The sequence below is a fragment of the Streptomyces sp. NPDC002623 genome (assembly GCF_053592635.1).
Map to the genome: position 1 here is coordinate 392708 of NZ_JBSFWB010000008.1, position 22809 is coordinate 415516.

Below are 22809 nucleotides of genomic sequence, written 5' to 3' on the forward strand. Positions count from 1 at the left end.
TGTGAGTCAGGTCCTCCACACACCGCCCCGGACGACGGCCGCCGTGCCCGACGGCGACCTCGCGGCCCTCGCCGCCCGTCACGGCCTCACGGTCAGCGGCGCCCGCCCCTCCCTGCCGGAGTACATCGGCCAGCTCTGGGCGCGCCGCCACTTCATCACCGCCTTCGCCACCGCCAAGCTCACCACGACGTACAGCCAGGCGAAGCTGGGCCAGGTCTGGCAGGTGATGACCCCCCTGCTGAACGCGGCGGTCTACTACTTCATCTTCGGCGTCCTGCTGGACACCAAGCGAGGCGTGGCGGACTTCATCCCGTTCCTGGTCACGGGCGTGTTCGTGTGGACCTTCACGCAGACCTCGATCATGACGGGCACCCGGGCCATCTCCGGCAACATCGGCCTGGTCCGGGCCCTGCACTTCCCGCGGGCCGCGCTGCCGATCTCGTTCTGTCTGCAGCAACTGCAGCAACTGCTGTTCTCGATGGCCGCCCTGGTGTTCATCCTGCTCGCCGTCGGCGTGCCGCCGGCCCCCTCCTGGATCCTCGTGATCCCGGCGCTGACGCTACAGTTCGTCTTCAACGCGGGCGTCTCGATGATCATGGCCCGGCTGGGCGCCAAGACGCCGGACGTCGCCCAGTTGATGCCGTTCCTCCTGCGCACCTGGATGTACATCTCGGGAGTGATGTGGAGCATCGACAACCTGATCGACAAGCACGCCGGCATGCCGCCCTGGGTCGCCGACCTGCTGAGGGCCAACCCCGCCGCCGTCTACATCGACCTGATGCGCTTCGCCCTGATCGACACGTTCCACGCGAGCCAGCTGCCACCCCACGTGTGGCTGGTCGCGACCGGCTGGGCGGTGCTCGCCGGCGTCGGCGGGTTCATCTACTTCTGGAAGGCTGAGGAGACGTACGGCCGTGGCTGACAACGCAAACCGCACCGCCCCGCAGGACATCGCCGACATCACCGCCGAGCGTGCCCCCACCGTCATCGCCGACAGCGTCGACATCGTCTACCGCGTCAACGGCACCGTCGGCGGCAAGGGCAGCGCGACCGCCGCCCTCAACCGGATCGTGCGCCGCAAGCAGGCCGACAAGGTGTCCGGCGTCCGCACCGTGCACGCCGTCAAGAACGTCTCCTTCGTCGCCTACAAGGGCGAGGCGATCGGCCTGATCGGCACCAACGGCTCCGGCAAGTCGACCCTGCTCAAGGCGATCGCCGGGCTGCTCCCGGTGGAGCGCGGCAGGATCTACACCGACGGGCAGCCCTCCCTCCTCGGCGTCAACGCCGCCCTGATGAGCGACCTGACGGGCGAGCGCAACGTCTACCTCGGCGGTCTGGCCATGGGCATGACCCGGGAGCAGATCAAGGAGCGCTACCAGGAGATCGTCGACTTCTCCGGCATCAACGAGAAGGGCGACTTCATCTCCCTGCCGATGCGCACGTATTCCTCCGGCATGGGCTCCCGGCTGCGCTTCTCCATCGCCGCCGCCAAGGACCACGACGTCCTGCTCATCGACGAGGCCCTGGCCACCGGCGACGCCAAGTTCCGCAACCGCTCCGCGGAGCGCATCCGTCAGATGCGCGAGCACGCGGGCACGGTGTTCCTCGTCAGCCACAGCAACAGCTCGATCCTCGACACCTGCGAGCGGGCGCTGTGGCTGGAGCGCGGCGAACTGATGATGGACGGGACCGCGCAAGAGGTCATCAAGGCGTACGAGGCCTTCACCGACCCCAAGGCCAAGAAGAAGCCGGCGCCCGCGGCCAAGTAGCCCGGACGGACCGACCTGGTCGACGTCGACGTCGACGGCTCGACACGCGAGAAGGGCGCCCCCCGACGGATCGGGGGGCGCCCTTCTGCTGTCAGCGGTCAGGCCCGGGCCTACGCGTGACGGCCTACGAGTGCGACCGCAGCAGCGTGCGCATCGTCCGCATGGCCACCGACAGGTTGGCCAGGTCGAACGTCTCCGAGCCCTGGATCTCGTCCAGCGTGGCCCGCGCGCGGCCCAGGATCGCCGCGTTCTTCTCCTCCCACGCCTTGAAGCGCTGCTCGGGCGTCGAGCTGCCGTTGCCGACGGCCAGGACGTCCGCGGCCACCGCCGAGTGCGCCGCGTACAGGTCCTCGCGGATGGAGGCGCGGGCCATGGACTGCCAGCGGTCCGCCCGCGGCAGCTCGATGATGCGGTCCATCAGCTGGGTGATGTGCAGCCGGTCGGCGAGGTCGTAGTAGACGTCGGCGACCTCCAGCGGGTCACGGCCCATACGGTCGGCCACCGAGACGATGTCCAGCGCCGGGAACGCCGAGGAGAACCCGGCCACCCGGGTGGCCAGCTCGTCCGGGACCCCGGCGGCGGTCAGCTCGTCGTAGATCCGCTGCCACCACTCCAGGTCCGCGCCGCGCAGCAGCTTCGTCAGCTGCGACCACACCTGCTCGACGCGCTCGGCGAAGAAGTCGACCGTCTCGGCGAGCTGCAACGGCTGCGGCCGGTTGTTCAGCAGCCAGCGCGTACCGCGTTCGACGAGCCGCCGCGAGTGCAGCCGGATCCGGGTCTGGACGGCGGCCTCGACCCGGTTGTCCAGGCCTTCCACCCCGTCCCACACCGGGCCCGCGCGGAAGATCGCCCGGGCCGCGGTCTGGGCCCGCACGATCTCCTCCAGCGACGCGCCGGTCTCCTCGCGCAGCCGGTGCAGATACGTCGTGCCGCCCGTGTTGACCGTGTCGTTGACCAGCACGGTCGTGGTGATCTCGCGGCGCAGCGGGTGGCTGTCGATGCCCTCGGGGAACCGCTCGCGCAGCGCCGTCGGGAAGTACGCGTGCAGCAGGCTGCGCAGGTAGTCGTCGTCGGGCAGCGAGGTGGCCAGCAGCTCGTCCGACACCGTGATCTTCGTGTAGGCGAGCAGGACGGCCGTCTCCGGGCTGGTCAGGCCCTGGCCGGAGCCGAGACGCTCACGGATCTGCCGGTCGGTGGGCAGGAACTCCAGCGCCCGGTCCAGATGGCCCGCCCGCACCAGGTGACGCATGAAGCGCTGCTGGGCGTGGAGCATGTCCTTGGACTGGGCGAGCGCGTTCGCGATCGCCGTGTTCTGCGCGTAGTTGTTGCGCAGGACGAGCGCGCCCACCTCGTCGGTCATCTCCGCGAGCAGCTTGTTGCGCTGCTTGACGGTCATGTCGCCCTCGGCGACCAGCCCGTTGAGCAGGATCTTGATGTTCACCTCGTGGTCGGAGGTGTCCACGCCCGCGCTGTTGTCGATGGCGTCCGAGTTGATCCCGCCGCCGCGCAGCGCGAACTCGATCCGGCCGAGCTGGGTCAGGCCCAGGTTGCCGCCCTCGCCGACGACCTTGACGCGCAGGTCGGCGCCGTCCACCCGGATCGGGTCGTTGGCCTTGTCGCCGACGTCGGCGTTCGACTCCGTGCCGGACTTCACGTACGTGCCGATGCCGCCGTTCCACAGCAGGTCCACCGGCGCCCGCAGGATCGCCTTCATCAGGTCGGCCGGGGTCAGCTTGGCGACGCCCGGCTCGATGCCGAGGGCCTCCCGGATGTGCCCGTTGACCGGGATCGACTTCGCCGTGCGCGGGAAGACGCCGCCGCCCGCCGACAGCAGGCCGGTGTCGTAGTCGGCCCAGCTGGAGCGGGGCAGCTCGAACAGCCGGCGGCGCTCGGCGTAGGAGGTCGCCGCGTCCGGGGTCGGGTCGAGGAAGATGTGCCGGTGGTCGAAGGCGGCGACCAGACGGATGTGCTCGGAGAGCAGCATGCCGTTGCCGAACACGTCACCGGACATGTCGCCGATGCCGACGACCGTGAAGTCCTCGGCCTGCGTGTTCACGCCCAGCTCCTGGAAGTGCCGCTTCACGGACTCCCAGGCGCCGCGGGCGGTGATGCCCATGCCCTTGTGGTCGTAGCCGGCCGAGCCGCCGGAGGCGAAGGCGTCCCCGAGCCAGAAGTTGTACGACTCGGCGACCTGGTTGGCGATGTCGGAGAACGTCGCCGTGCCCTTGTCGGCCGCGACCACCAGGTAGGTGTCGTCCTCGTCGTGCCGCACGACGTCGGCCGGCGGCACGACCTCCCCGCCGACCATGTTGTCGGTGATGTCGAGCAGCGCCGAGATGAACGTCTTGTAGCTGGCGATGCCCTCGGCCAGCCACGCGTCACGGTCCTCGGCCGGGTCGGGCAGCTGCTTGGCGACGAAGCCGCCCTTCGCGCCGACCGGCACGATGACGGTGTTCTTCACCATCTGCGCCTTGACCAGACCGAGGACCTCGGTCCGGAAGTCCTCCCGCCGGTCCGACCAGCGCAAGCCCCCGCGCGCGACCTTCCCGAAGCGCAGGTGCACGCCCTCCACCTGCGGCGAGTACACCCAGATCTCGAATGCGGGCCGGGGCGCCGGCAGGTCCGGGATGGCCTGCGGGTCGAACTTCATGGACACGTAGTCGTGCGGCAGGCCGCCCGCGCGCTCCTGGAAGAAGTTCGTGCGCAGCGTCGCCTTGATGACCGTCAGGAACGACCGCAGGATGCGGTCCTCGTCGAGCGAGGCCACCTGGTCGAGCGCGGCGTCGAGCTCCTCCAGCAGGGCGTCGACGATCTCGTGCCCGGCGCGCTGCCGGTCCGGCGACATCCGCGCCTCGAACAGCGACACCAGCAGCCGTGTCGTGTGCACGTTCGTCCGGAGGGTGTCCTCCATGTAGTCCTGGCTGAAGGTGGACCCGGCCTGCCGCAGGTACTTGGCGTACGCGCGCAGCACCATCGCCTGCCGCCAGTGCAGCCCGGCGCCCAGCACCAGCGCGTTGAACCCGTCGTTCTCCGCCTTGCCGGTCCAGGTCGCGGAGAACGCCTCCTGGAACCGCTCGCGCCCGTCGTCGCCGAGGAAGTCGCCGCCGGGACCGGCCAGCGACTTGGGGATGCGCAGACCGAAGTCGTAGATCCAGGAGTTGCTGCGGTCCGCGCAGCGCAGCTCGTAGGGCCGCTCGTCGATCACCTCGACGCCGAGGCGGCTCAGCACCGGCAGCACCGCCGACAGGGAGATCGCCTCGCCCTTGCGGTAGATCTTGAAACGGCGCTCGTCGGGCGCGGCGCCCACCGGCTCGTACAGGCTGAGCGAGAAGTTCCGCTCCCCGGTGAGCCGCTCCAGATGGACCAGGTCGGCGACCGCCGCGCGCGGGGTATGGTCGGCCTTGTAGCCCTCGGGGAAGGCGTTGTTGTAGCGCCGCAGCAGCTCGGCGGCCCGCTCCTCGCCGCACTCGGCGTTCATCGCCTCGCCGAAGGCGTCGGCCCAGGACCGGGCGGCCTCGACGAGCCTCGCCTCGATGCGGTCCTTGTCGGCGTCGGACAGCTCGGGCAGCTCGGTGCCCTGCGGGACCCGGACGACGAAGTGCAGCCGGGACAGGATCGACTCGGTGTTCCAGGCACTGAAGTCGACGCTGGTCCCGCCCAGCTCCTCCTTCAGGATGTCGATGATCCGCAGCCGCACCCCGGTCGTGTACCGGTCGCGAGGCAGGTAGACGAGCGCGGAGTAGTAGCGCCCGTACTCGTCCTGCCGCAGATAGAGCCGCAGCCGCCGCCGCTCCTGCAGGTACAGCACGGAGGTGACGATGGCCCGCAGCTCGTCCACCGGGGTCTGGAACAGCTCGTCGCGCGGGTAGGTCTCCATGATCTGGAGCAGATCGCGCCCGTCGTGGCTGTTGGGCGAGAAGCCGGCGCCCTTCAGCACGGCCTGGACCTTGCGCCGCACGACCGGCACCCGCACCACGGACTCGGTGTAGGCAGCGGAGGAGAACAGCCCGAGGAAGCGGCGCTCGCCGACGACGTTCCCGTCGGCGTCGAACTTCTTCACCCCGACGTAGTCGAGGTAGGACGGCCGGTGCACGGTGGCCCGGCTGTTGGCCTTGGTCAGCACCAGCAGCTTGTGCTCGCGCGCCTTGGCCCGCGCATCGGCCGGGAGCCGCTCGAAGGACGGGCTGACGGGGTGACCGTCCCCCTCGGAGTGGTGCGGGTCGGACCGCAGGATGCCGAGCCCGGTCCCGGGGACGGCGGCGAGGCAGTCGTCGCCCCGCAGCTCGTACTCGCGGTAGCCGAGGAAGGTGAAGTGATCGGCGGCCAGCCAGCGCAGCAGCTCACCGGCCTCGTCGATGTCGGGCCGCGCCAGATCGCCGGGCGCGGGCTCCTCCTGGAGGTGATCGGCGACCCGCAGCGCGGTGTCCCGCATCTTCTCCCAGTCCTCGACGGCCTCCCGGACGTCGGAGAGCACGCGCAGCAGGTCGTTGGTGATCTGCTTGAGGTCGGCGCGGTCGGTCTCCCGGTCGATCTCGACATGGATCCAGGACTCGACATGCCCGTCGTGCGGCAGCTCCGCGTTGGCGGGCGGAACACTGAGCACCTCGACGAGCTTGCCGGTCACATCGCGCCGCACGACGACCTGCGGATGGATGACGAGGTGGATCCCCCGCCCCTGCCGGGTCAGCTCGTTGGTGACGGAGTCGACGAGGAACGGCATGTCGTCGGTGACGACCTCGACGACGGAATGGCTGTTGGTCCACCCGTTCTCTTCGACGGTGGGCGTGTGGACCCGGACATTGGCGGTGCCCTGCGGCCGGTTCTCGGCGAGCCGGTAGTGCGAAAGCGCTGCTCCGAAGACGTCGACCGGGTCGCGGTCGCTCAGGTCCTCCTGGGCGGTGTGCAGGTAGTAGCGCTGGAGGAACGCGAGGAGGGCGTCATGATCCGGGGTGCCCTGGGTGCCCGGGGTGCCCGAAGTACCTGGAGTGCCTGGCGTGCCCTCGCCCGTCGTCCCAGTCGGTAGGTGCCCCCCGACCGGACTGTTCTCAGCGACCCGGGCCGCCCTCTCGAGCAGCTCGGCCTTGGCTTCGTCCAGCTTGGTCTGCATTGTCCTCTGACTCCTGTCGCGCGCCGTTGCGTGACGTAGAAGGAAGTACGGTCTCTTCCCCTGCGGCTCGACCGCCACGGCCCGGGGTCTCCGGTCTGCTCCGACGCTATGCCGCAAGGTGAGATGAGCGGGGGCTTATCAGCCATTCTCGACACCACCAGGAGGTGTGACGCTGCTCTCCGCGTCGCTCTCTTCCCGGGGGTGTACGGCGTCCTGGGGCCCCTTGCGCCCCGGCCCCGCCCGCGCCGACCAGCGTCCGCCGCCCGGCCGCGGAGATGGTCCGCAAGCACCGGGCGCAGGGCAGAGGCGACAACGCCCCCGCGAGATATCGCGCTGATCACGCCACTAAGGCTATCTCCCCGTACGGCCCCGCCGTCATGAGCCGTATGTGTACAAAACATGGCCACAAAGTTTGACGTTCTGCACAGGAGCGGGACGGGTGGGGTGGGTGACGCGCGGGGGGGGTTCCGGGGGCGGCGGGGGCGGCGGGGGCGGCGGGGGCGGCGGGGGCGAGAAAAGTCGACGCCGACCTCCCACCGCGGGACGCTGAAAGAGCGCTCCCTCTTGGCAACCGCACCCCCAAGAGGCACGTTGCAGACGACAGCGCCCGCCCGAGAGGAGCCGCCCGCCATGCCCACGAAGATCCTCATCGTCACCGGCGACGCAGCGGAGTCCCTGGAAGTCCTCTACCCCTACCAACGCCTCCAGGAGGAGGGCTACGAGGTCCACATCGCCGCCCCCACCCGCAAAAAGCTTCAGTTCGTCGTCCACGACTTCGAACCCGGCTTCGACACCTACACCGAGAAGCCCGGCTACACCTGGCCCGCCGACCTCGCCTTCTCCGAGGTCGACCCCGGTCAGTACGCCGCGATCGTCATCCCCGGCGGCCGCGCCCCCGAGTACCTCCGCAACGACCCCGAACTCCGCAAGATCCTCAAGTCGTTCTTCGACGCCGACAAGCCCGTCGCCCAGATCTGCCACGGCCCCCTGCTGACCGCGGCCGCCGACGCCCTCCGCGGCCGACGCGTCACCGCGTACCCGGCGCTGGAGCTCGACATGCAGTCGGCCGGCGCCACCTTCCAGGACGCCGAGGCAGTCGTCGACGGAACTCTCGTCTCCGCCCGCGCCTGGCCCGACCACTCCGCCTGGATGCGCGAGTTCCTGACCGTGCTCCGCGCAAAGGCGCCGGCGACCTGACCCGCACGCCCGCACTCGACCCGCAGCCCAAGTCCCACCGACAGGTGCGGCGCCCTCAGGACGCCGCACCACACCGACCCGCACCAAGAGCCTGAGAAGCCCGGGAAACCCGAGCGAGCCCAGAAAAACCCGAGCGAGCAGGACCGGAGCCGACCGGACCAGACCAGACCGACCGGACCCGACCGACGGAGTCCTACGCCGCGGCCAACCGCCCCGCGACCTCGACCGCCTCCCCCAGCGTGTCCACCACCGGCACCCCCACCCCCTCCAGGCTGGCCCGACTGTGCGACCCGCCGGTGTACAACACGGCCCGCGCCCCCACGTGCAGCGCGGCGACCGCGTCGTCCGCCGCGTCCCCGATCACCACCGTGCGCTCCGGCTCGACCTCGTTCAGCGCCCGCAGGTGCCGCACCATGTGCTCGGCCTTGCTGCCCCCGGAGGGCCCGGTCCGCCCGTCGACCCGGACGAAGTGCGGCTCGATCCCGAACCCGCGGACCAGCGGCACAAGTTCCTCATGCACGTACATGCTCAGCAGGGACTGGCTGTGCCCCGCCGACCGCCACCCCGCGAGCAGTTCCACCGCGCCCTCGGTGAGCCCGCACCGCACCCGGTGCTGCGCGTAGTACCGGTGGAAGATCTCGTCCATGACCTCCCACTCGGCGTCCGTCGGCAGCCGCCCCATCAGCCGCTCGTAGAACTTCGGCACCGGCACGCAGTACAGCGCCCGGTACCGCTCCAGTGTGAGCGGCTCCAGCCCCAGCTCGGCGAATGCCGCGTTCGTCGCCCCGATGATCGCGTCGTTGTCGTTGAGCAGCGTCCCGTTCCAGTCCCAGACGATGTGCGCCGCTTCGTGCTTCCCCATGCCTGCAAACGTACCCGCCGCCACTGACAATCAAGTGAGCGAGCTCGACGCGCACTCAGCACAGGCCCGGCGCAAGCTGGACGCAAGCTGGACGCGAGCCCGACGCGAGCTCAGTCCCCCGAACCCACCAGGCCCGCAATCTCCTGGGTGGCGAACCACAGCAGCTCGTGGTCCTCGGCCCCGTCCACGACGACCTGCGCGTCGTCGTCCCCGCCGTCCGCCGCCGCGACCGCCTGCGCGGCCGCGCGCACGTCCGCCGCGACCTCCGCCTCGCCGGCGTCGACGTGCACCGCCGCCGCCTTGGCCAGCGTCACGACGCCGCTCACCCGCACCTCGCCCAGCGCCGCCGGATCCAGCCCGCGGTCGGGGTCCACGGCGGCCGCGCGGTCGGGTACGTCCACGGCGACCACGACCCGCCGCCGAGGGGCGCCCGGGTCCGCCGCCAGCAGTCGCAGCGAGGCGAGCGCGGCCCTGCCGAGCGCCGCGTACTCCAGCTCCTCCAGGTCCTCGGAGAGGTACCACTCGCGCAACGCGGGCGTGACGGCGTACGCGACGAGCGGCCCGGACCCCAGCTCACCCGTCTTGTGCGCCTCGGCGAGACCGGGGAGGGTCAGGGGGACGTAGACACGCATGGGTGGCCGCTCTCTTCGTGGTCGCAAGGCTCGGACTCGGCACCCCCGGGAGGGCGGTTCCGCACCTCCCTGAGGGCCTTCAGGATACGTGCGGACGTCCCCTTTCGAGTCCCTGCCCACACCCCCGCAGACGTCAACCTCGCACCCCGGAACTCACCCGGCCGACCCCGGCAGCCCCGGGCTTTCCGCACCCCGGACCGCCCCTGATAGGTGAACCTTCCAGACCCCCACCACAGGCGCACCGCCCGCTTGCCGCCATGGTCGGCGACCCCGTACAAGATCCGCAACGGCAAAGTTACCGACCGGTAGAAGCCGAAGCCGCCCACGAACGGGGACCCCCATGAACAAGGTCATGACCAGGACGCAGGCCCACCCCGGCACCCGCCCGCCCGGCCGCCGCGACACCCGCCGCCCCGCAGGCGCCCCACCCCGCAACACCAACAACGCCACCCCGCGCACGCCCCCGAACGGCGGCCGCCCACCCGGCACCGCCTCCCCCACCCGCGCCCGCCCCGTCGACAACCGCCCCACGACCCCCCAGCCCCTCGCCCACGCCCCCACCGTCCCCGCACAGACCCCCCGCCGCCCCCTCACCCAGCCCCGCCCCACCGACCTCTTCGCCGACCGCCTCCTGGCGGTCCTGACCGGCCAACGCCCCGTCCACTTCATGCTCCGGCACACCCTCGGCCGCGCCTACGACGACCTGGCACACCTCGCCGAACGCGGCCCGCTGCGCGCCACCGCCCACAGCGCCCGCCCCGTCGTCCGCGACATCGGCTACTACGTCCCCCGGCCCGGCGCCATCGAGGCCTTCGCCCGCATCGGCGCCGGCGACCGCCTCCGGGCGATGGCCTTCCGCCTGGAACTCGGCACGGACCGCCGCTGGCGCTGCACCGCAGTCGAACTCGACGGCCCCCGCAGGCCCCACACCCAGGACGACTGAGGCAGCCACCACAGCCACCGCCACCTGGCACGCAAAAGGCCGGGCCACCCGAAGGTGACCCGGCCCCTCGACCCTCAAGCCGCTACACGGCCCACAGCCCCACGGTCCACAGCGCCGCAGGCAACCGCGACCACGACGGCGACCGCAACCGCGATGCCGCTACTTCTTACGACGCCGCCCGGCCTTCGCCTGCTTGCGGCGCTCCGCGCGCGTGAGACCGTCGGCCTCCGAGCGGACGGGCTCGTCGTCGTCACTCTCGAAGTCGCCCTCGATCGTGCCGCCCTCCCCGTCCACCGTCGGCGCCGAGAAGTGCAGCTGACGGCGCTGCGGAGCATCCAGCCCCTTCGCACGGATCTCCGGACGCGAACCCGCCTGCGCCGGCACCACGTCCTGCTTCTCCATGTCGACCGGCTCGCGGTCCTCGACCTCGACCTCCTCGACCTGCTGCTCGACCTGGACCTCCAGGTTGAACAGGTAGCCGACGGACTCCTCCTTGATGCCGTCCATCATCGCGGAGAACATGTCGAAGCCCTCGCGCTGGTACTCGACCAGCGGGTCCTTCTGCGCCATCGCACGCAGGCCGATGCCCTCCTGGAGATAGTCCATCTCGTAGAGGTGCTCACGCCACTTGCGGTCCAGCACCGACAGCACGACCCGGCGCTCCAGCTCACGCATGATCTCGGAGCCGAGGTGCGACTCCCGCGACTCGTACTGCTCGCGGATGTCGTCCTTGATGGACTCGGAGATGAACTCGGCGGTCAGACCGGCCCGGTCACCGGCCGCCTCCTCCAGCTCCTCGACCGTGACCTTCACCGGGTAGAGCTGCTTGAACGCGCCCCACAGCCGATCCAGGTCCCAGTCCTCCGGGAAGCCCTCGGCGGTCTCCGCACCGACATACGCGTCGATCGTGTCGTCCATGAAGTGCTGGATCTGCTCCTGCAGGTCCTCACCCTCCAGGACCCGGCGCCGCTCACCGTAGATGACCTCACGCTGACGGTTGAGCACCTCGTCGTACTTCAGGACGTTCTTACGCGTCTCGAAGTTCTGCTGCTCCACCTGCGACTGCGCCGACGCGATCGCGCGCGTGACCATCTTGTTCTCGATCGGCACATCGTCCGGCACGTTCGCCATCGACATCACGCGCTCGACCATCTGCGCCTTGAACAGCCGCATCAGGTCGTCGCCCAGCGACAGGTAGAAACGGGACTCGCCCGGGTCGCCCTGACGGCCGGAACGACCGCGCAGCTGGTTGTCGATACGACGCGACTCGTGCCGCTCGGTACCGAGGACATAGAGCCCGCCGAGGTCCTTGACCTCCTCGAACTCCGCCTTGACGGCCTTCTCGGCCTTCTCCAGGGCGGCGGGCAGCGCAGCGGCCCACTCCTCGATGTGCTCCTCGGGGTCGAGGCCGCGCTGCCGCAGCTCCGCCTCCGCGAGGTCGTCGGGATTGCCGCCGAGCTTGATGTCCGTACCACGACCGGCCATGTTGGTCGCGACCGTCACAGCGCCCTTGCGGCCGGCCTGGGCGACGATCGTCGCCTCACGGTCGTGCTGCTTCGCGTTCAGCACCTCGTGCTGGATGCCCCGCTTGGAGAGCTGCTGCGACAGGTACTCGGACTTCTCGACCGACGTCGTGCCGACGAGGATCGGCTGACCCTTCTCGTGCTTCTCGGCGATGTCGTCGACGACCGCCTCGAACTTCGCGACCTCGGTGCGGTAGATCAGGTCCGACTGGTCCTTGCGGATCATCGCCCGGTTCGTGGGGATCGGGACCACGCCGAGCTTGTAGATCTGGTGGAACTCGGCGGCCTCGGTCATCGCCGTACCGGTCATGCCCGAGAGCTTGCCGTAGAGGCGGAAGAAGTTCTGCAGGGTGATCGTGGCGAGCGTCTGGTTCTCGTCCTTGATGTCCACCCCTTCCTTCGCCTCGATCGCCTGGTGCATGCCCTCGTTGTAGCGGCGGCCCGCGAGGATACGACCCGTGTGCTCGTCGACGATCATGACCTCGCCGTCGATGACGACGTAGTCCTTGTCCTTCTTGAACAACTCCTTCGCCTTGATGGCGTTGTTCAGGTAACCGACGAGCGGCGTGTTCACCGACTCGTAGAGGTTGTCGATCCCCAGCCAGTCCTCGACCTTGGAGACACCGGCCTCATGGATGGCGACCGTGCGCTTCTTCTCGTCGACGTCGTAGTCGCCCGTCTCCTCAAGACCCTTGAGGGGGTTGCCCACCTCGCCCTTCTTGAGGCGCGTGACCAGCTTGGCGAAGTCGCCGTACCACTTGGTGGCCTGGTCCGCCGGGCCGGAGATGATCAGCGGCGTACGGGCCTCGTCCACCAGGATCGAGTCGACCTCGTCGACGATGGCGAAGTTGTGGCCGCGCTGGACCAGCTCGTCCTGCGCCCACGCCATGTTGTCGCGCAGGTAGTCGAAGCCGAACTCGTTGTTCGTGCCGTACGTGATGTCGCACAGGTACTGCTCGCGACGCTGGGCCGGCGTCATGTTGGCCAGGATGCAGCCGACTTCCAGACCCAGGAACTTGTGGACGCGACCCATCATCTCGGAGTCGCGCTCGGCCAGATAGTCGTTGACGGTGATCAGGTGCACACCATCGCCGGACAGAGCGTTGAGATACGCCGGCAGCGTGCCGACGAGCGTCTTGCCCTCACCGGTCTTCATCTCGGCCACATAGCCGAGGTGCAGAGCGGCGCCGCCCATCATCTGGACGTCGTAGTGGCGCTGTCCGAGGACGCGCTTGGCGGCCTCGCGCACGGTGGCGAAGGCCTCGGGAAGCAGGTCGTCCAGACTCTCACCGTCGGCGTACCGCTGCTTGTACTCATCGGTGAGGGCCCGCAGCTCGGCGTCGGAGAGGTCGACGAAGTCCTCTTCGATGGAGTTGACCTGGTCCGCGATGCGGTGCAGCTTGCGCAGGATCTTGCCTTCGCCTGCACGCATGATCTTCGAGAGGACGGACACGGGGGTTGGTCTCCTTGCCGGTCGGGCCTGGGACGGTCGATTTCCATGTGACTTAACTGAGCAACGGCCATCGTATGCGAGGACCCCACCACGCCGGGAGGCCTGCCGTGACGAGGACCGCACACTGCTGCGCACCTGCTCCAAAAATCTCTTCAAAGGGGACAACGGCCGGGCCCCGCCGATGGTGCCGACCCCGCCGGACGAATTGCGCGAATTGTGATCACACGCTCACGCACCGCAAAACCATGGTGCCCACCCGACACCCGAAGCAGAATCGGCCGATGGAGCCCGAGCCCGTCACCCTCACCACCGCACGCCTCGTCCTGCGCCCCCTCGGCCCCCAGGACACCGACGCCGTGTACACCGCCGCCCAGGACCCCGACATCCAGCGCTGGACCACGATCCCCTCCCCCTACCTCCCCGAACACGCCCAGAACTTCACCGAACTGCTCGCCCCGGAGGGCTGGGCGACCGGCTCGATGTTCACCTTCGGCGTCTTCCTCCCCGGCGGAAGCCTCACCGGCCTCCTCAGCCTCACCATGCGCTCCCCGGGCACCGCCGAGGTCGGCTTCTGGACCGCCAAGGAACACCGAGGCCACGGCTACACCACCGAGGCCACCCGCACCGCCTCCCGCTGGGCCTTCACCACCCTGCGCGTCGACCGCGTCGAATGGCGGGCGGAAATCGGCAACACGGCCTCCCGCGCGGTCGCCGAGAACGCCGGCTTCACCCTCGAAGGCACCCTGCGCTCGGCCATCAACAACAAAGGCGTACGAAGAGACTGCTGGCTGGCCTCCCTGCTCCCCTCGGACCTGGGACTCCCCTCGACGGCGCCCTACCTGCCGTCCCCCACCGGTCCCTGAGACCCGCCTCCACCGACCCCACCCCACAGACTCCCAGCTCAACCCGCATTGTCAGACCCACCCCCTATCGTGCGAGCCATGACGACCCCGCGCCCCGCCACCGAGCTCTCCGCAGACGAAGCCCGCCGCATCGCCCTACGAGCGCAGGGCTTCCTCGGCACGCCCGACCGCAAAGCCGGCGTCCGCGGCGTCCTCCGCCACCTCGGCGCCGTCCAGCTCGACACCATCTCCGTCCTCGCCCGCTCCCACGAGCTGATCCCCTACGCCCGCCTGGGAGCCGTCGGCCGCAAGACCGTCGAGAACTCCTACTGGCAGGACACGCACGCCTTCGAGTACTGGTCGCACGCCGCGTGCATCCTCCCCATCGAGGAATGGCCCCACTTCGCCTTCCGCCGCCGCGCCTACCGCAACCGCCCGCACTGGAACCACTCCCTCCCCGAAGGCACCTACGACCAGGTCGTCAAACAGCTCCGCGCCGAAGGCCCCCTCACCGCCACCGACCTGGGCGGAGCGAAGAAGACCAGCGAGTGGTGGGACTGGTCCGGCACCAAGGTCGCCGTGGAACGCGCGCTGATGCACGGCGAGGTCGTCTGCGTCGAGCGCCGCGGCTGGAAGCGCGTCTACGACCTCGCCGAACGCGCCGTACCCGCCGCCCTGCTGCACGACGAGCTGGACGACACCGAGTGCCTGCGCCGCCTCGTCCGCCTCGCCGGCCAGTCCCTCGGCGTGGGCACGCGCGCGGACATCGCCGACTACCACCGCCTCAAGGGCGAACAGGTCGACGCTGTGATCGCCGACTCGGGCCTGGTCCCCGTCACGGTCGAAGGCTGGGGCAAGCCCGCCTGGGCCGACCCCACGGCCCTGGAGACGCCCCCGCGCGGCCGCCACCGCACCACGCTCCTGTCCCCCTTCGACTCCCTGGTCTGGGAACGAGCACGCACCGAGCGGATCTTCGGCTTCACCCACCGCCTGGAGGCCTACGTCCCCAAGCCGAAGCGGGTGTACGGCTACTTCGCGATGCCGGTCCTGGCCGGCGGACGGCTCGTCGGCCGCGTGGACCCGGCCCGCGAGGGCCGCACCCTCGTCGCCAGGCAGGTCACCCTGGACGGCCCCAAGGCCGTCCCGGCAGTAGCGCAGGCCCTCATCGAGGCCGCGACCTGGGTGGACTGCACAGACGTACGCGTGGAGCGCGTGGACGCCCCCGACCTGCGCGAGCCCCTCACCAGAGAACTGGCCCGCGCACTGGCCTGACCAGGCCCGCCGGAGCAGGTCACTGGATCTCGAGGATCTTCTCCCGCATCGCGTACACCACCGCCTCCATCCTGGAGTGCAGCTGCAGCTTCTCCAGGATGTTGCGCACATGGTTCTTCACGGTGTTCTCGGAGATGAACAACTCCTTCGCGATGTCACGGTTGTTCATCCCCGTGGCCACCAGCTTGAGCACCTCCAGCTCCCGGTCCGTCAGCCGCGGCGCGGGCACGAGCCGACGCTCGTCCGTCCGCTGGATCATCGACTTGAACTCGGTGAGCAGCTTCGACGCCATGGAAGGGCTGATCTGCGACTGCCCGTCGGCCACCGCACGGATCGCCGTGGCGACCTCGTCCGTGGAGATCTCCTTGAGGAGATAACCGGTCGCACCCGCCTTGATCGCCTCGTAGAGGTCGGCCTCCTCATCGCTGATCGTCAGCATGATGATCTTCGCGCTGGGAGCCACCTCCTTGATGGAGGTGCACGCCTCGATACCGCCCCGCTTGGGCATCCGCACATCCATCAGCACGATGTCCGGCAGCAGGTCGGCCGCCTTGTCCACGGCCTCCGCGCCGTCCCCCGCCTCACCGACGACCTGGATGTCCTCCTCGGCCGCGAGCACGATCTCCAGTCCCCGGCGGAACAGGGCATGGTCGTCCACGACAAGGACTCTGATCGGCTCCTTGCGTGCAGTGCCCCCGTCCGGGCCCATGCCGACGACGCCGTCGCCGGCGCCCTCGTCCCGCATCGGTCCGAAGCTGTCCGCCATCGTTCCTCCCCCTGAAGGCTGTGGCCGTGGTTCTGAGCCATCGCCAACCCAAGGCAACGGCCCACCGGTTGAGCCGCCCTGCCATGATTCCATGCCCGACCGACAACGCGATGACAGAGCGATGTCCCAAGGGGTCGCACGAGGGTGCCCCTGGGGGCGCACATGCGCTTCCAGGGGCACACCGCTCAGCTGTCACCAGGGCAAGGTCTCAGCTGTCACCGGGCAGCGTCAGCCGCCCAGAGCGCCACCCGCCTCGGGTGCATGCGCCTGAGCCACCATCGGGTCGGTGTCGAGGTAGATCACGCCGTAGTCATAGGCGTGCCGCCGGTAGACGACGCTGGGCTGCTTCGTCTCGGAGTCGACGAACAGGTAGAAGTCATGTCCGACCAGTTCCATCTCGTAGAGGGCCTGGTCAAGGGTCATCGGGGCAGCCACGTGCGTCTTCTCGCGGACCACGAGGGGGCCGTCGCCCTGCACCTCGAGCGAGCCGATCTTCCTGGTCGGCACGCTGTCCGACTCACCGGCCGGGACGGGACGGCCGTTGCCGTTGAGCGTCGCCACGCCCGGAACGTGGTCGGGAACCTCTGCCGCGGAGAGCCTGCGGGCGCCGCGGCGCGTGTATCGCTTGTCGTGCTGCTTGCGCAGCTGGGCGTCCAGCTTCTCCGCCGCCAGGTCGAGTGCCGCGTACGGGTCGTTGGCCGCCGCCTCCGCCCGGATCACAGGGCCGCGGGACCGCAGAGTGATCTCCACTCGGTCACACCGGTCGGCCTGTCGGGGGTTGGGCTCCTTGGACACCTCGACGTCGAGGCTGATCACCTTGCCGTCGAGCTTCTGGATCTTCTCCAGGTTCAGCTTCTCGGCCACGTGCTTGCGGAACCGCTCGGGCACCTCGGTCTTGCGGCCCTTGACGACGATGTCCACGCAGAACTCCGTTCCCGGATCACTCCGCTTCGACGGCGGAGCGTCTCCCTTTTGCACCAGGCCCCGGTGAGCACCGGAACCTCTGACTCGGTGACTTCCACCTCCTCCTCCCCCATGGGCGAGATCTACACCCCAGGCGCTGCGGAAGATTACGAAAACCGCAGCACGGCATTCGGATATGAGAGGTGTGGCCTGCGGCTTTCCCTCACAACCGAACATATCTCGCCCGGACGGATGTCGTCACCCTCTACTGCCGCGTACCTCCATCCAGGTGAATTGGCCCTCTCATTACCTGCAACGACGCAAGTTCTCACTCAGTTCCGGTTTATTTCGAAAGACCCCGGCGACGCCGCGACCACGGCCGCGCAGAGCACGTCACCGCCACCGCCCACGCCCGCCGACACCCCGCTCACGCCTCCCTCACCTGCTCCGGACGGCTCCACCGCCCTGTCCGCACGGCCTGCTCCGACTTCTCCGTCATCTCTGTCTTCCCGAGTGACACCGTCGTACACAGCCGCTGCACCTCCACCCCACACCGCTCCCTCCTCCACCCACTCCCCACCTTCCACCCGTCCCACCCGTTCCGCTCGCCCAGCCCGCCCAACCCGCTGAGCCCGCGCCACCGCCGTCGCCGACCGCACCGCACGCGCCGCCTCCGCCAGCGAAGCACCCGTGGTGACCAGGTCGTCGACAAGCACCACCGGACCACCGCACAGCACCCGCGCGCCCCCGGGCACCACCCCCAGCGCGCCCACCAGGTTGTCCAGCCGCTGCCGGGAGTCGAGCCCCGCCTGATCGACCACGGCCCGCCGCTGCCGCAGCACCGCAGCCACCCGCGCCGGCACCCCGGCCCGCCGCAACTCACCGGCCGCCGCAAGCGCGATCCGCCGCGCCGGATCATGCCCACGCGCGCGTACGGCGGCGCGGGCGGACGGGACGGGGACGAGCAGTACGTATCCGGGGGGCTGGGGCCCCTCCCCCTCCCCCACCCCCACCCCCTCCCCCGCCTCCCTCACCCCCGCCCGCACAGCCCCCGCCAGCGCCGCGCCCAGCGGTCGCGTGAGCGCCAGCGCGCCGCGTTCCTTGTGGGCCAGCAGCACCGCCCGTACCTCGTCCGCGTACCGGGCCGCCGCGTGCACGGCGGGCAGCCCGGGCGGTTCGAGCACGGGCCGCACCCGGAACGGCACGGCCCCGCCCAGCGCCGCTCGGCACTGCGGGCAGAGCACCGTACGTGCACTTCCGCAGCCTCCGCACGCGGCGGGCAGCACCAGGCCGGCGAGTTCCTGCCACCACCTGCGAACGCCTTCCACGTCGATCACTCTGCCAACGTCCGAAGCGGCCTGCCACCCCTGTGGAAAACCGTCGGGAACTCCGTCGGCGCCCTGTGGAAAACTCGCGCGAAGGCAGGCAGAAAGGTTCAGGCGGAAAGCAGTTCCAAAGGACTTCGCCCTGGAATGCCGGGAACAGCCGGAACAGCCGGGAGAGCCGGAACAGCCGGGAGAGAAAAGATCACCCCGGGTAAAACGCGGCCGACGCGGTCTCCTTCAACGTCCGCCAGCCGCTCCCGCCGGGCAGCCACAGCAGCCCGTCCTTGGAGGTCGCGAAGAGCGGGGTGTCGCTGTCCTCGGAAGCGGCGATGCTCGTGACCTCGGTGAGGCCGGGAAGCGTGCCCGCCTCGGGGATCGAGCCGTCGCACTGCACGTACTGCACCTGTTCCACGCCGCCGGACTCGCGCCCGACCACCACGAGCCGGCTGTCCCCGGCCCACGACATGGCGGTGACCTGTTCCAACTCCGGTGTCGCGGAGCGCAGTTCCTGGACCGACATGGACGGCGGCTCGCCGCTGCCCTGGCTGCGCTCGATCCGTCCGATGAGCAAGGACTGCTTGCCGCCCTTGTCGACGACGAGCGCGATGCGCACCCCGTCGGAGGCCACGCGCACGGCGTTGATACGGCCGTCCAGACCCGGAGTGAGCACCTCCAGCGGCTGGCCGCCGCCCTTCTCGAGCAGCAGCAGGCGAGGGTTCTCGGGGTCGCGGTCGGCCACCCACAGGTTGCCCTGGGCGTCCCAGCTGGGGGTGGTGAGCCGGTCGGCCTCCGTCTTGCCCTTGCTCTGCAGCACGGGGTCGCCGATGGAACTGCCCGACACGGTGGAGGTGACGTAGAGCGTCTTGCCGTCGAGGGCGACTCCGGCGGCGCTGTGTTCGTCGCGGGCCACGGCGACCGAGCTGAGCGCCTTGGTGCCGTCGCCGAGCGCTCCCGGCACGGGGACGGCCTTGCTGCTGCCGCTCGAGACACGTTCGAGGCGGTGCTGGCCGTCGATGAAGTACAGGTACTCGGGGTCGGTCTCCGAACCGCGCGCGGCGACGGTCGCGGCCCGTTCCTCGGTGAGGGAGCACAGCTGTGTGCCGCCCGCGCGCAGTGCGATCTCGTCGACGGTGGGGGTCAGGCTCTGCAGGGAGAACAGCAGCTGGGCGGCCATCTCGTCGCACTTGCCCTGTCCGATGTCGGCGGCCTTGTCGTTCAACGGCACGGTGAGCTTGTTCTGGTCGTCGGGCGTCAGCGAGGTGACGCCCTTGGGCAGCGTGGCTCCCGTCGGGAAGCCGGATCTGACGACGTGGCGCAGCCAGCTGGTGGGCCCGTTGAGCACGGACCGCACCACCTGCGTCATGGGGTCGACGCGTTCACGCACGTAGACGGGGTCGGCGACGGCCATGGGCTGGCCGGAGCTGTCGGCCGCGGTGTTGGAGGCGAAGTAGTACTTGTTGACGGACACGTAGTTGCGCTGGAAGTCCGACTTGCCCATGACGACGCCCGGGGGGAGCGCGTCGATGCGCCACTGCCCGGTCTTCTTGTCGCGGGTGAGGTGGACCGTCTGCCCGTATCTGCCCGAGGCGGGCGTGTACGACTGCTGGGCGTCGACGGTGGCGACTCGCGTGCCGGTCAGGACGAACGAGTAGTCGTCGCCGTCCTCCCGGCCTCCGGCGGGTCCGGCCTCGGTCGCCGGGCCGTCCGCCAGGACCGTGGTGGACCGTTCCGGCTCCCACTTCTGGGCGACTTTCTCGGTCAGGTACTGCCGCGCCGTCGAGTAGCCCGGGTCGTCGCTGGTGAGCGCCTCGAGGAAGCCCTGGACGATCTCCGAGGGCGGTGCGTCGTCGCGGGGCGGCATCGCGAACACCCGTACCTGGGTGTCCTGGCGCTGGGTGGCTTCGACGTCGCGCAGATCCCCGCTGTCGGGCATCGAGGCGCACCCCGCCAGCAGTACGACGCCGCCGGCGGCGTACGCCACCACGCGCCCCGGCGTGCGCCGGGTTCCCCCCTCGCGCTGCTCAGCGCCCACGAAATGCCTCCCCATGCTCGTCCGCGCCTCGCGCCCCGGCGCCCGGCCGGTCCGCATTCCCCCTCGGCGCCGTGTCACCCACGCCGTCCGTGTCACCCGTGTCAGCGGTTCCCGCCCGCTGGGGTCGCTCCGCCCGCTCCGGCCGCTCCCGCTGCTGCGGGCCCTCGCCGCCTGCCGTAGTCCCGGCGGCGGGCGCCTCATCCTGCCGTCGTACGCCGTTCGTGCCCGAGGCGGGCCGCGGCACCACGCGCGCGCCGTTGCCGGGCAGCGCCGTCGGGTCGGCCGTGGGGGCGACGGAGGCGTTCCGGGGCGTGAGCGGGGTCCGGGCGGCCGACAGCTGCTCGGCGGCGGGCTGCACCGGCACGGTCGCGCTCTTCTCGCCTCCGCCGCGCGGCAGACCTGCCTCGTCGAGTTCCCCGCGGTTGCGACGGGAGTCCTTGGGTTCGAGCGGTATCGGTGAGCCCCGCAGCGGCTCGTCGGCGGTCCTGGGCAGCGTCAGCCGGAACTGTGAGCCGCCGCCGGGCTCCCCCCAGGCCTGCAGCCAGCCGCCGTGCAGTCGCGCGTCCTCGAGGGCGATGGACAGCCCCAGGCCGGTGCCGCCGGTGGTACGCGCGCGTGCCGGGTCGGCGCGCCAGAACCGGCTGAAGACGCGGGTGGCCTCGCCGGGTTTGAGCCCGACGCCGTAGTCGCGCACGGCGATGGCGACGGCCCCGCCCGCGGCGGCCAGTTTGACGATGACGTCCTTGCCCTCGCCGTGTTCCACGGCGTTGACCACCAGGTTGCGCAGCACCCGCTCCACACGCCGGGCGTCGGCCTCGGCGACGACGGGCTGCTGGTCGCCGATGACGCGTACGTTCGTCCCCTTGCGTTCGGCGAGCGGCGCGGCCCCGCTGACGACCCGCCGCACGACCTCCCTGAGGTCGATCGGCTCGGCCTCCAGGGCGGCGGCGCCGGCATCGAAGCGGCTGATCTCCAGCAGGTCGGCGAGGAGTGTCTCGAACCGGTCGAGCTGGTCGGCGAGCAGTTCCGCGGACCGCGCGGTGATGGGGTCGAAGTCGACCCGCGCGTCGTGGATGACGTCGGCGGCCATGCGGACGGTCGTCAGCGGCGTGCGCAGCTCGTGCGAGACATCGGAGACGAACCGCCGCTGCATCCGCGACAGGTCCTCCAGTTGCTGGATCTTCAGCTGGAGGTTCTGCGCCATCTTGTTGAAGGCCTCGCCGAGGCGTGCGATGTCGTCCTCGCCGGTGACCTTCATGCGTTCCTGCAGCCGCCCGGCGGACAGCCGCTCGGCGATCCCGGCGGCCATCCGCACGGGCGTGACGACCTGCCGCACGACGAGCCAGGCGATGGCCCCGAGGAGTACGACGACGAAGAGCCCGGCCGTCGCCAGCGTCCCCTTGACCAGGCTCAGCGACTTCTCCTCCTGCGTGAGCGGGAAGAGGTAGTACAGCTCGTAGGTGTCGCCGTTGGGGTCGTTGACCTGCTTGCCGATGACGAGGGCCGGCTGGGAGTCCTTGTCGCTGAGGTAGATGATCCGGGAGTAGCTCTGGACCGCGCCGGTGCTGGTGTTGACCCGCGCGCGGAGGTTCTCCGGGACGCTCTTGTTGGGGTCGACGAAGCCGGAGGCGCGCGGCCCGCGGCCGCCAGCGGTGTCGTCGTCGGGGGGCAGGGTGACCACGTCGAAGGCACCCTGGCCGCCGCTGGACAGCGACAGCACGAGCTCGCTCATCCATTCGATGACGTTCTGCGAGGCGCGGCCGTTCGCGGGGGTTCCGTCGTCGGCGACAGCGCTGGCGGCCTCGTCGGCCTTCTGCTTGGCCACGGCGAACCCGCCGGTGGCCTGGCTCTGGGACGCCTTGACCTTGGCGTCCAGCAGCCCGTTGCGGACCTGCCCGATGACGACGAAGCCGAGCAGCAGGACGACGCCCAGCGACATCAGCAGCGTGGTGGCGACGACCTTGAGCTGGATGTTGCGCCGCCACAGCCGCATGACGGGCAGCAGCGGCCGGCGCACCCAGCGCAGCAGCAGCCTCAGGACGGGGCTGCCCTGTACCCCGCCCTGCAGCAGTCCGCCTTCGAGGAGGCGGGCGAAGCGTGAACCCGGCGTCTTACGGCCGACAGGCCGCTCCGGACGGGCCCCGGACCGGCCGGGAGCCGAAGCGGCACTGTCCCCGGACATG

The 22809-nt window shown here is 70.2% G+C and carries 15 protein-coding genes; 6 read left to right on the forward strand and 9 right to left on the reverse strand.

Annotated features, from left to right (window positions below; genetic code table 11):
- Position 1 precedes the first annotated feature (1 nt).
- Together ACWD4O_RS18035 and ACWD4O_RS18040 are read left to right on the forward strand one after the other, a co-directional pair.
- Positions 2-922, forward strand: a complete 921-nt coding sequence (locus ACWD4O_RS18035) for an ABC transporter permease (protein ID WP_450945570.1) — start codon at positions 2-4, stop codon at positions 920-922.
- Positions 915-1769 (forward strand): ABC transporter ATP-binding protein, encoded by an 855-nt coding sequence (locus tag ACWD4O_RS18040; RefSeq protein ID WP_451280827.1) that lies wholly within the window; start codon positions 915-917, stop codon positions 1767-1769. Before ACWD4O_RS18035 ends, ACWD4O_RS18040 begins: the two co-directional genes overlap by 8 nt.
- A gap of 124 nt (positions 1770-1893) precedes the next feature.
- Here the strand turns inward: ACWD4O_RS18040 and ACWD4O_RS18045 are convergent, their stop codons facing one another.
- Positions 1894-6876 (reverse strand): NAD-glutamate dehydrogenase, encoded by a 4983-nt coding sequence (locus ACWD4O_RS18045; RefSeq protein ID WP_451280829.1) that lies wholly within the window; start codon positions 6874-6876, stop codon positions 1894-1896.
- A gap of 630 nt (positions 6877-7506) precedes the next feature.
- On the opposite strand from ACWD4O_RS18045, the gene ACWD4O_RS18050 reads away from it, so the two are divergent.
- Positions 7507-8073, forward strand: coding sequence for a DJ-1/PfpI family protein (locus ACWD4O_RS18050; protein ID WP_451280831.1), 567 nt, complete (start codon positions 7507-7509; stop codon positions 8071-8073).
- 193 nt (positions 8074-8266) lie between these two features.
- On the opposite strand, the gene ACWD4O_RS18055 is transcribed toward ACWD4O_RS18050, so the two are convergent.
- Positions 8267-8935: an HAD family hydrolase gene (locus ACWD4O_RS18055; protein WP_351919160.1), complete on the reverse strand. Its 669-nt coding sequence runs from the start codon at positions 8933-8935 to the stop codon at positions 8267-8269.
- Positions 8936-9045: 110 nt separating this feature from the next.
- Positions 9046-9567 carry a DUF6912 family protein gene (locus ACWD4O_RS18060; RefSeq protein ID WP_451280833.1) on the reverse strand — a complete coding sequence of 174 codons (522 nt, stop codon included), beginning with the start codon at positions 9565-9567 and terminating at the stop codon, positions 9046-9048.
- 340 nt (positions 9568-9907) lie between these two features.
- Between ACWD4O_RS18060 and ACWD4O_RS18065 the strand changes: the two genes are divergently transcribed.
- Complete coding sequence (locus ACWD4O_RS18065; protein ID WP_451280835.1) at positions 9908-10510, forward strand: Rv3235 family protein; 603 nt, start codon at positions 9908-9910, stop codon at positions 10508-10510.
- A 159-nt stretch (positions 10511-10669) separates the two neighbouring features.
- On the opposite strand, the gene secA is transcribed toward ACWD4O_RS18065, so the two are convergent.
- The gene (secA, locus tag ACWD4O_RS18070; protein ID WP_450945564.1) at positions 10670-13486 is read right to left on the reverse strand and encodes a preprotein translocase subunit SecA; all 2817 of its coding nucleotides are present in this window, start codon (positions 13484-13486) and stop codon (positions 10670-10672) included.
- 281 nt (positions 13487-13767) lie between these two features.
- On the opposite strand from secA, the gene ACWD4O_RS18075 reads away from it, so the two are divergent.
- Both ACWD4O_RS18075 and ACWD4O_RS18080 read left to right on the forward strand, forming a co-directional pair.
- Entirely contained in the window at positions 13768-14349 is a 582-nt protein-coding gene (locus tag ACWD4O_RS18075) for a GNAT family N-acetyltransferase (protein WP_451280838.1), read from the forward strand.
- A 78-nt stretch (positions 14350-14427) separates the two neighbouring features.
- A complete protein-coding gene (locus ACWD4O_RS18080) occupies positions 14428-15600 on the forward strand; it encodes a winged helix-turn-helix domain-containing protein (protein WP_451280839.1) in 1173 nt (390 codons plus the stop codon).
- A 19-nt stretch (positions 15601-15619) separates the two neighbouring features.
- On the opposite strand, the gene ACWD4O_RS18085 is transcribed toward ACWD4O_RS18080, so the two are convergent.
- From ACWD4O_RS18085 to mtrB, 5 genes are all read right to left on the reverse strand, one after another.
- Entirely contained in the window at positions 15620-16366 is a 747-nt protein-coding gene (locus ACWD4O_RS18085; RefSeq protein WP_351919171.1) for a response regulator transcription factor, read from the reverse strand.
- Between the two features lie 228 nt (positions 16367-16594).
- Positions 16595-17287: a ribosome hibernation-promoting factor, HPF/YfiA family gene (gene hpf / locus ACWD4O_RS18090; protein WP_450945561.1), complete on the reverse strand. Its 693-nt coding sequence runs from the start codon at positions 17285-17287 to the stop codon at positions 16595-16597.
- Between the two features lie 314 nt (positions 17288-17601).
- On the reverse strand, positions 17602-18597 hold the full coding sequence (locus tag ACWD4O_RS18095; RefSeq protein WP_451280841.1) for a ComF family protein: 996 nt from the start codon (positions 18595-18597) through the stop codon (positions 17602-17604).
- A 199-nt stretch (positions 18598-18796) separates the two neighbouring features.
- On the reverse strand, positions 18797-20641 hold the full coding sequence (locus ACWD4O_RS18100; protein WP_451280842.1) for an LpqB family beta-propeller domain-containing protein: 1845 nt from the start codon (positions 20639-20641) through the stop codon (positions 18797-18799).
- Positions 20616-22808, reverse strand: coding sequence for an MtrAB system histidine kinase MtrB (mtrB, locus tag ACWD4O_RS18105; RefSeq protein WP_451280844.1), 2193 nt, complete (start codon positions 22806-22808; stop codon positions 20616-20618). The genes ACWD4O_RS18100 and mtrB overlap by 26 nt, the downstream gene beginning before the upstream one ends.
- Position 22809 lies beyond the last annotated feature (1 nt).

Excerpts from the sequence above, each read along its gene's own strand:
- ACWD4O_RS18045 (WP_451280829.1), bottom strand. The coding sequence starts at position 6,876 with ATGCAGACCAAGCTGGACGAAGCCAAGGCCGAGCTGCTCGAGAGGGCG.
- ACWD4O_RS18050 (WP_451280831.1), top strand. The coding sequence starts at position 7,507 with ATGCCCACGAAGATCCTCATCGTCACCGGCGACGCAGCGGAGTCCCTG.
- ACWD4O_RS18055 (WP_351919160.1), bottom strand. The coding sequence starts at position 8,935 with ATGGGGAAGCACGAAGCGGCGCACATCGTCTGGGACTGGAACGGGACG.
- ACWD4O_RS18060 (WP_451280833.1), bottom strand. The coding sequence starts at position 9,567 with ATGCGTGTCTACGTCCCCCTGACCCTCCCCGGTCTCGCCGAGGCGCAC.
- ACWD4O_RS18065 (WP_451280835.1), top strand. The coding sequence starts at position 9,908 with ATGAACAAGGTCATGACCAGGACGCAGGCCCACCCCGGCACCCGCCCG.
- ACWD4O_RS18075 (WP_451280838.1), top strand. The coding sequence starts at position 13,768 with ATGGAGCCCGAGCCCGTCACCCTCACCACCGCACGCCTCGTCCTGCGC.
- ACWD4O_RS18080 (WP_451280839.1), top strand. The coding sequence starts at position 14,428 with ATGACGACCCCGCGCCCCGCCACCGAGCTCTCCGCAGACGAAGCCCGC.
- ACWD4O_RS18085 (WP_351919171.1), bottom strand. The coding sequence starts at position 16,366 with ATGGCGGACAGCTTCGGACCGATGCGGGACGAGGGCGCCGGCGACGGC.
- ACWD4O_RS18100 (WP_451280842.1), bottom strand. The coding sequence starts at position 20,641 with ATGGGGAGGCATTTCGTGGGCGCTGAGCAGCGCGAGGGGGGAACCCGG.
- mtrB (WP_451280844.1), bottom strand. The coding sequence starts at position 22,808 with ATGTCCGGGGACAGTGCCGCTTCGGCTCCCGGCCGGTCCGGGGCCCGT.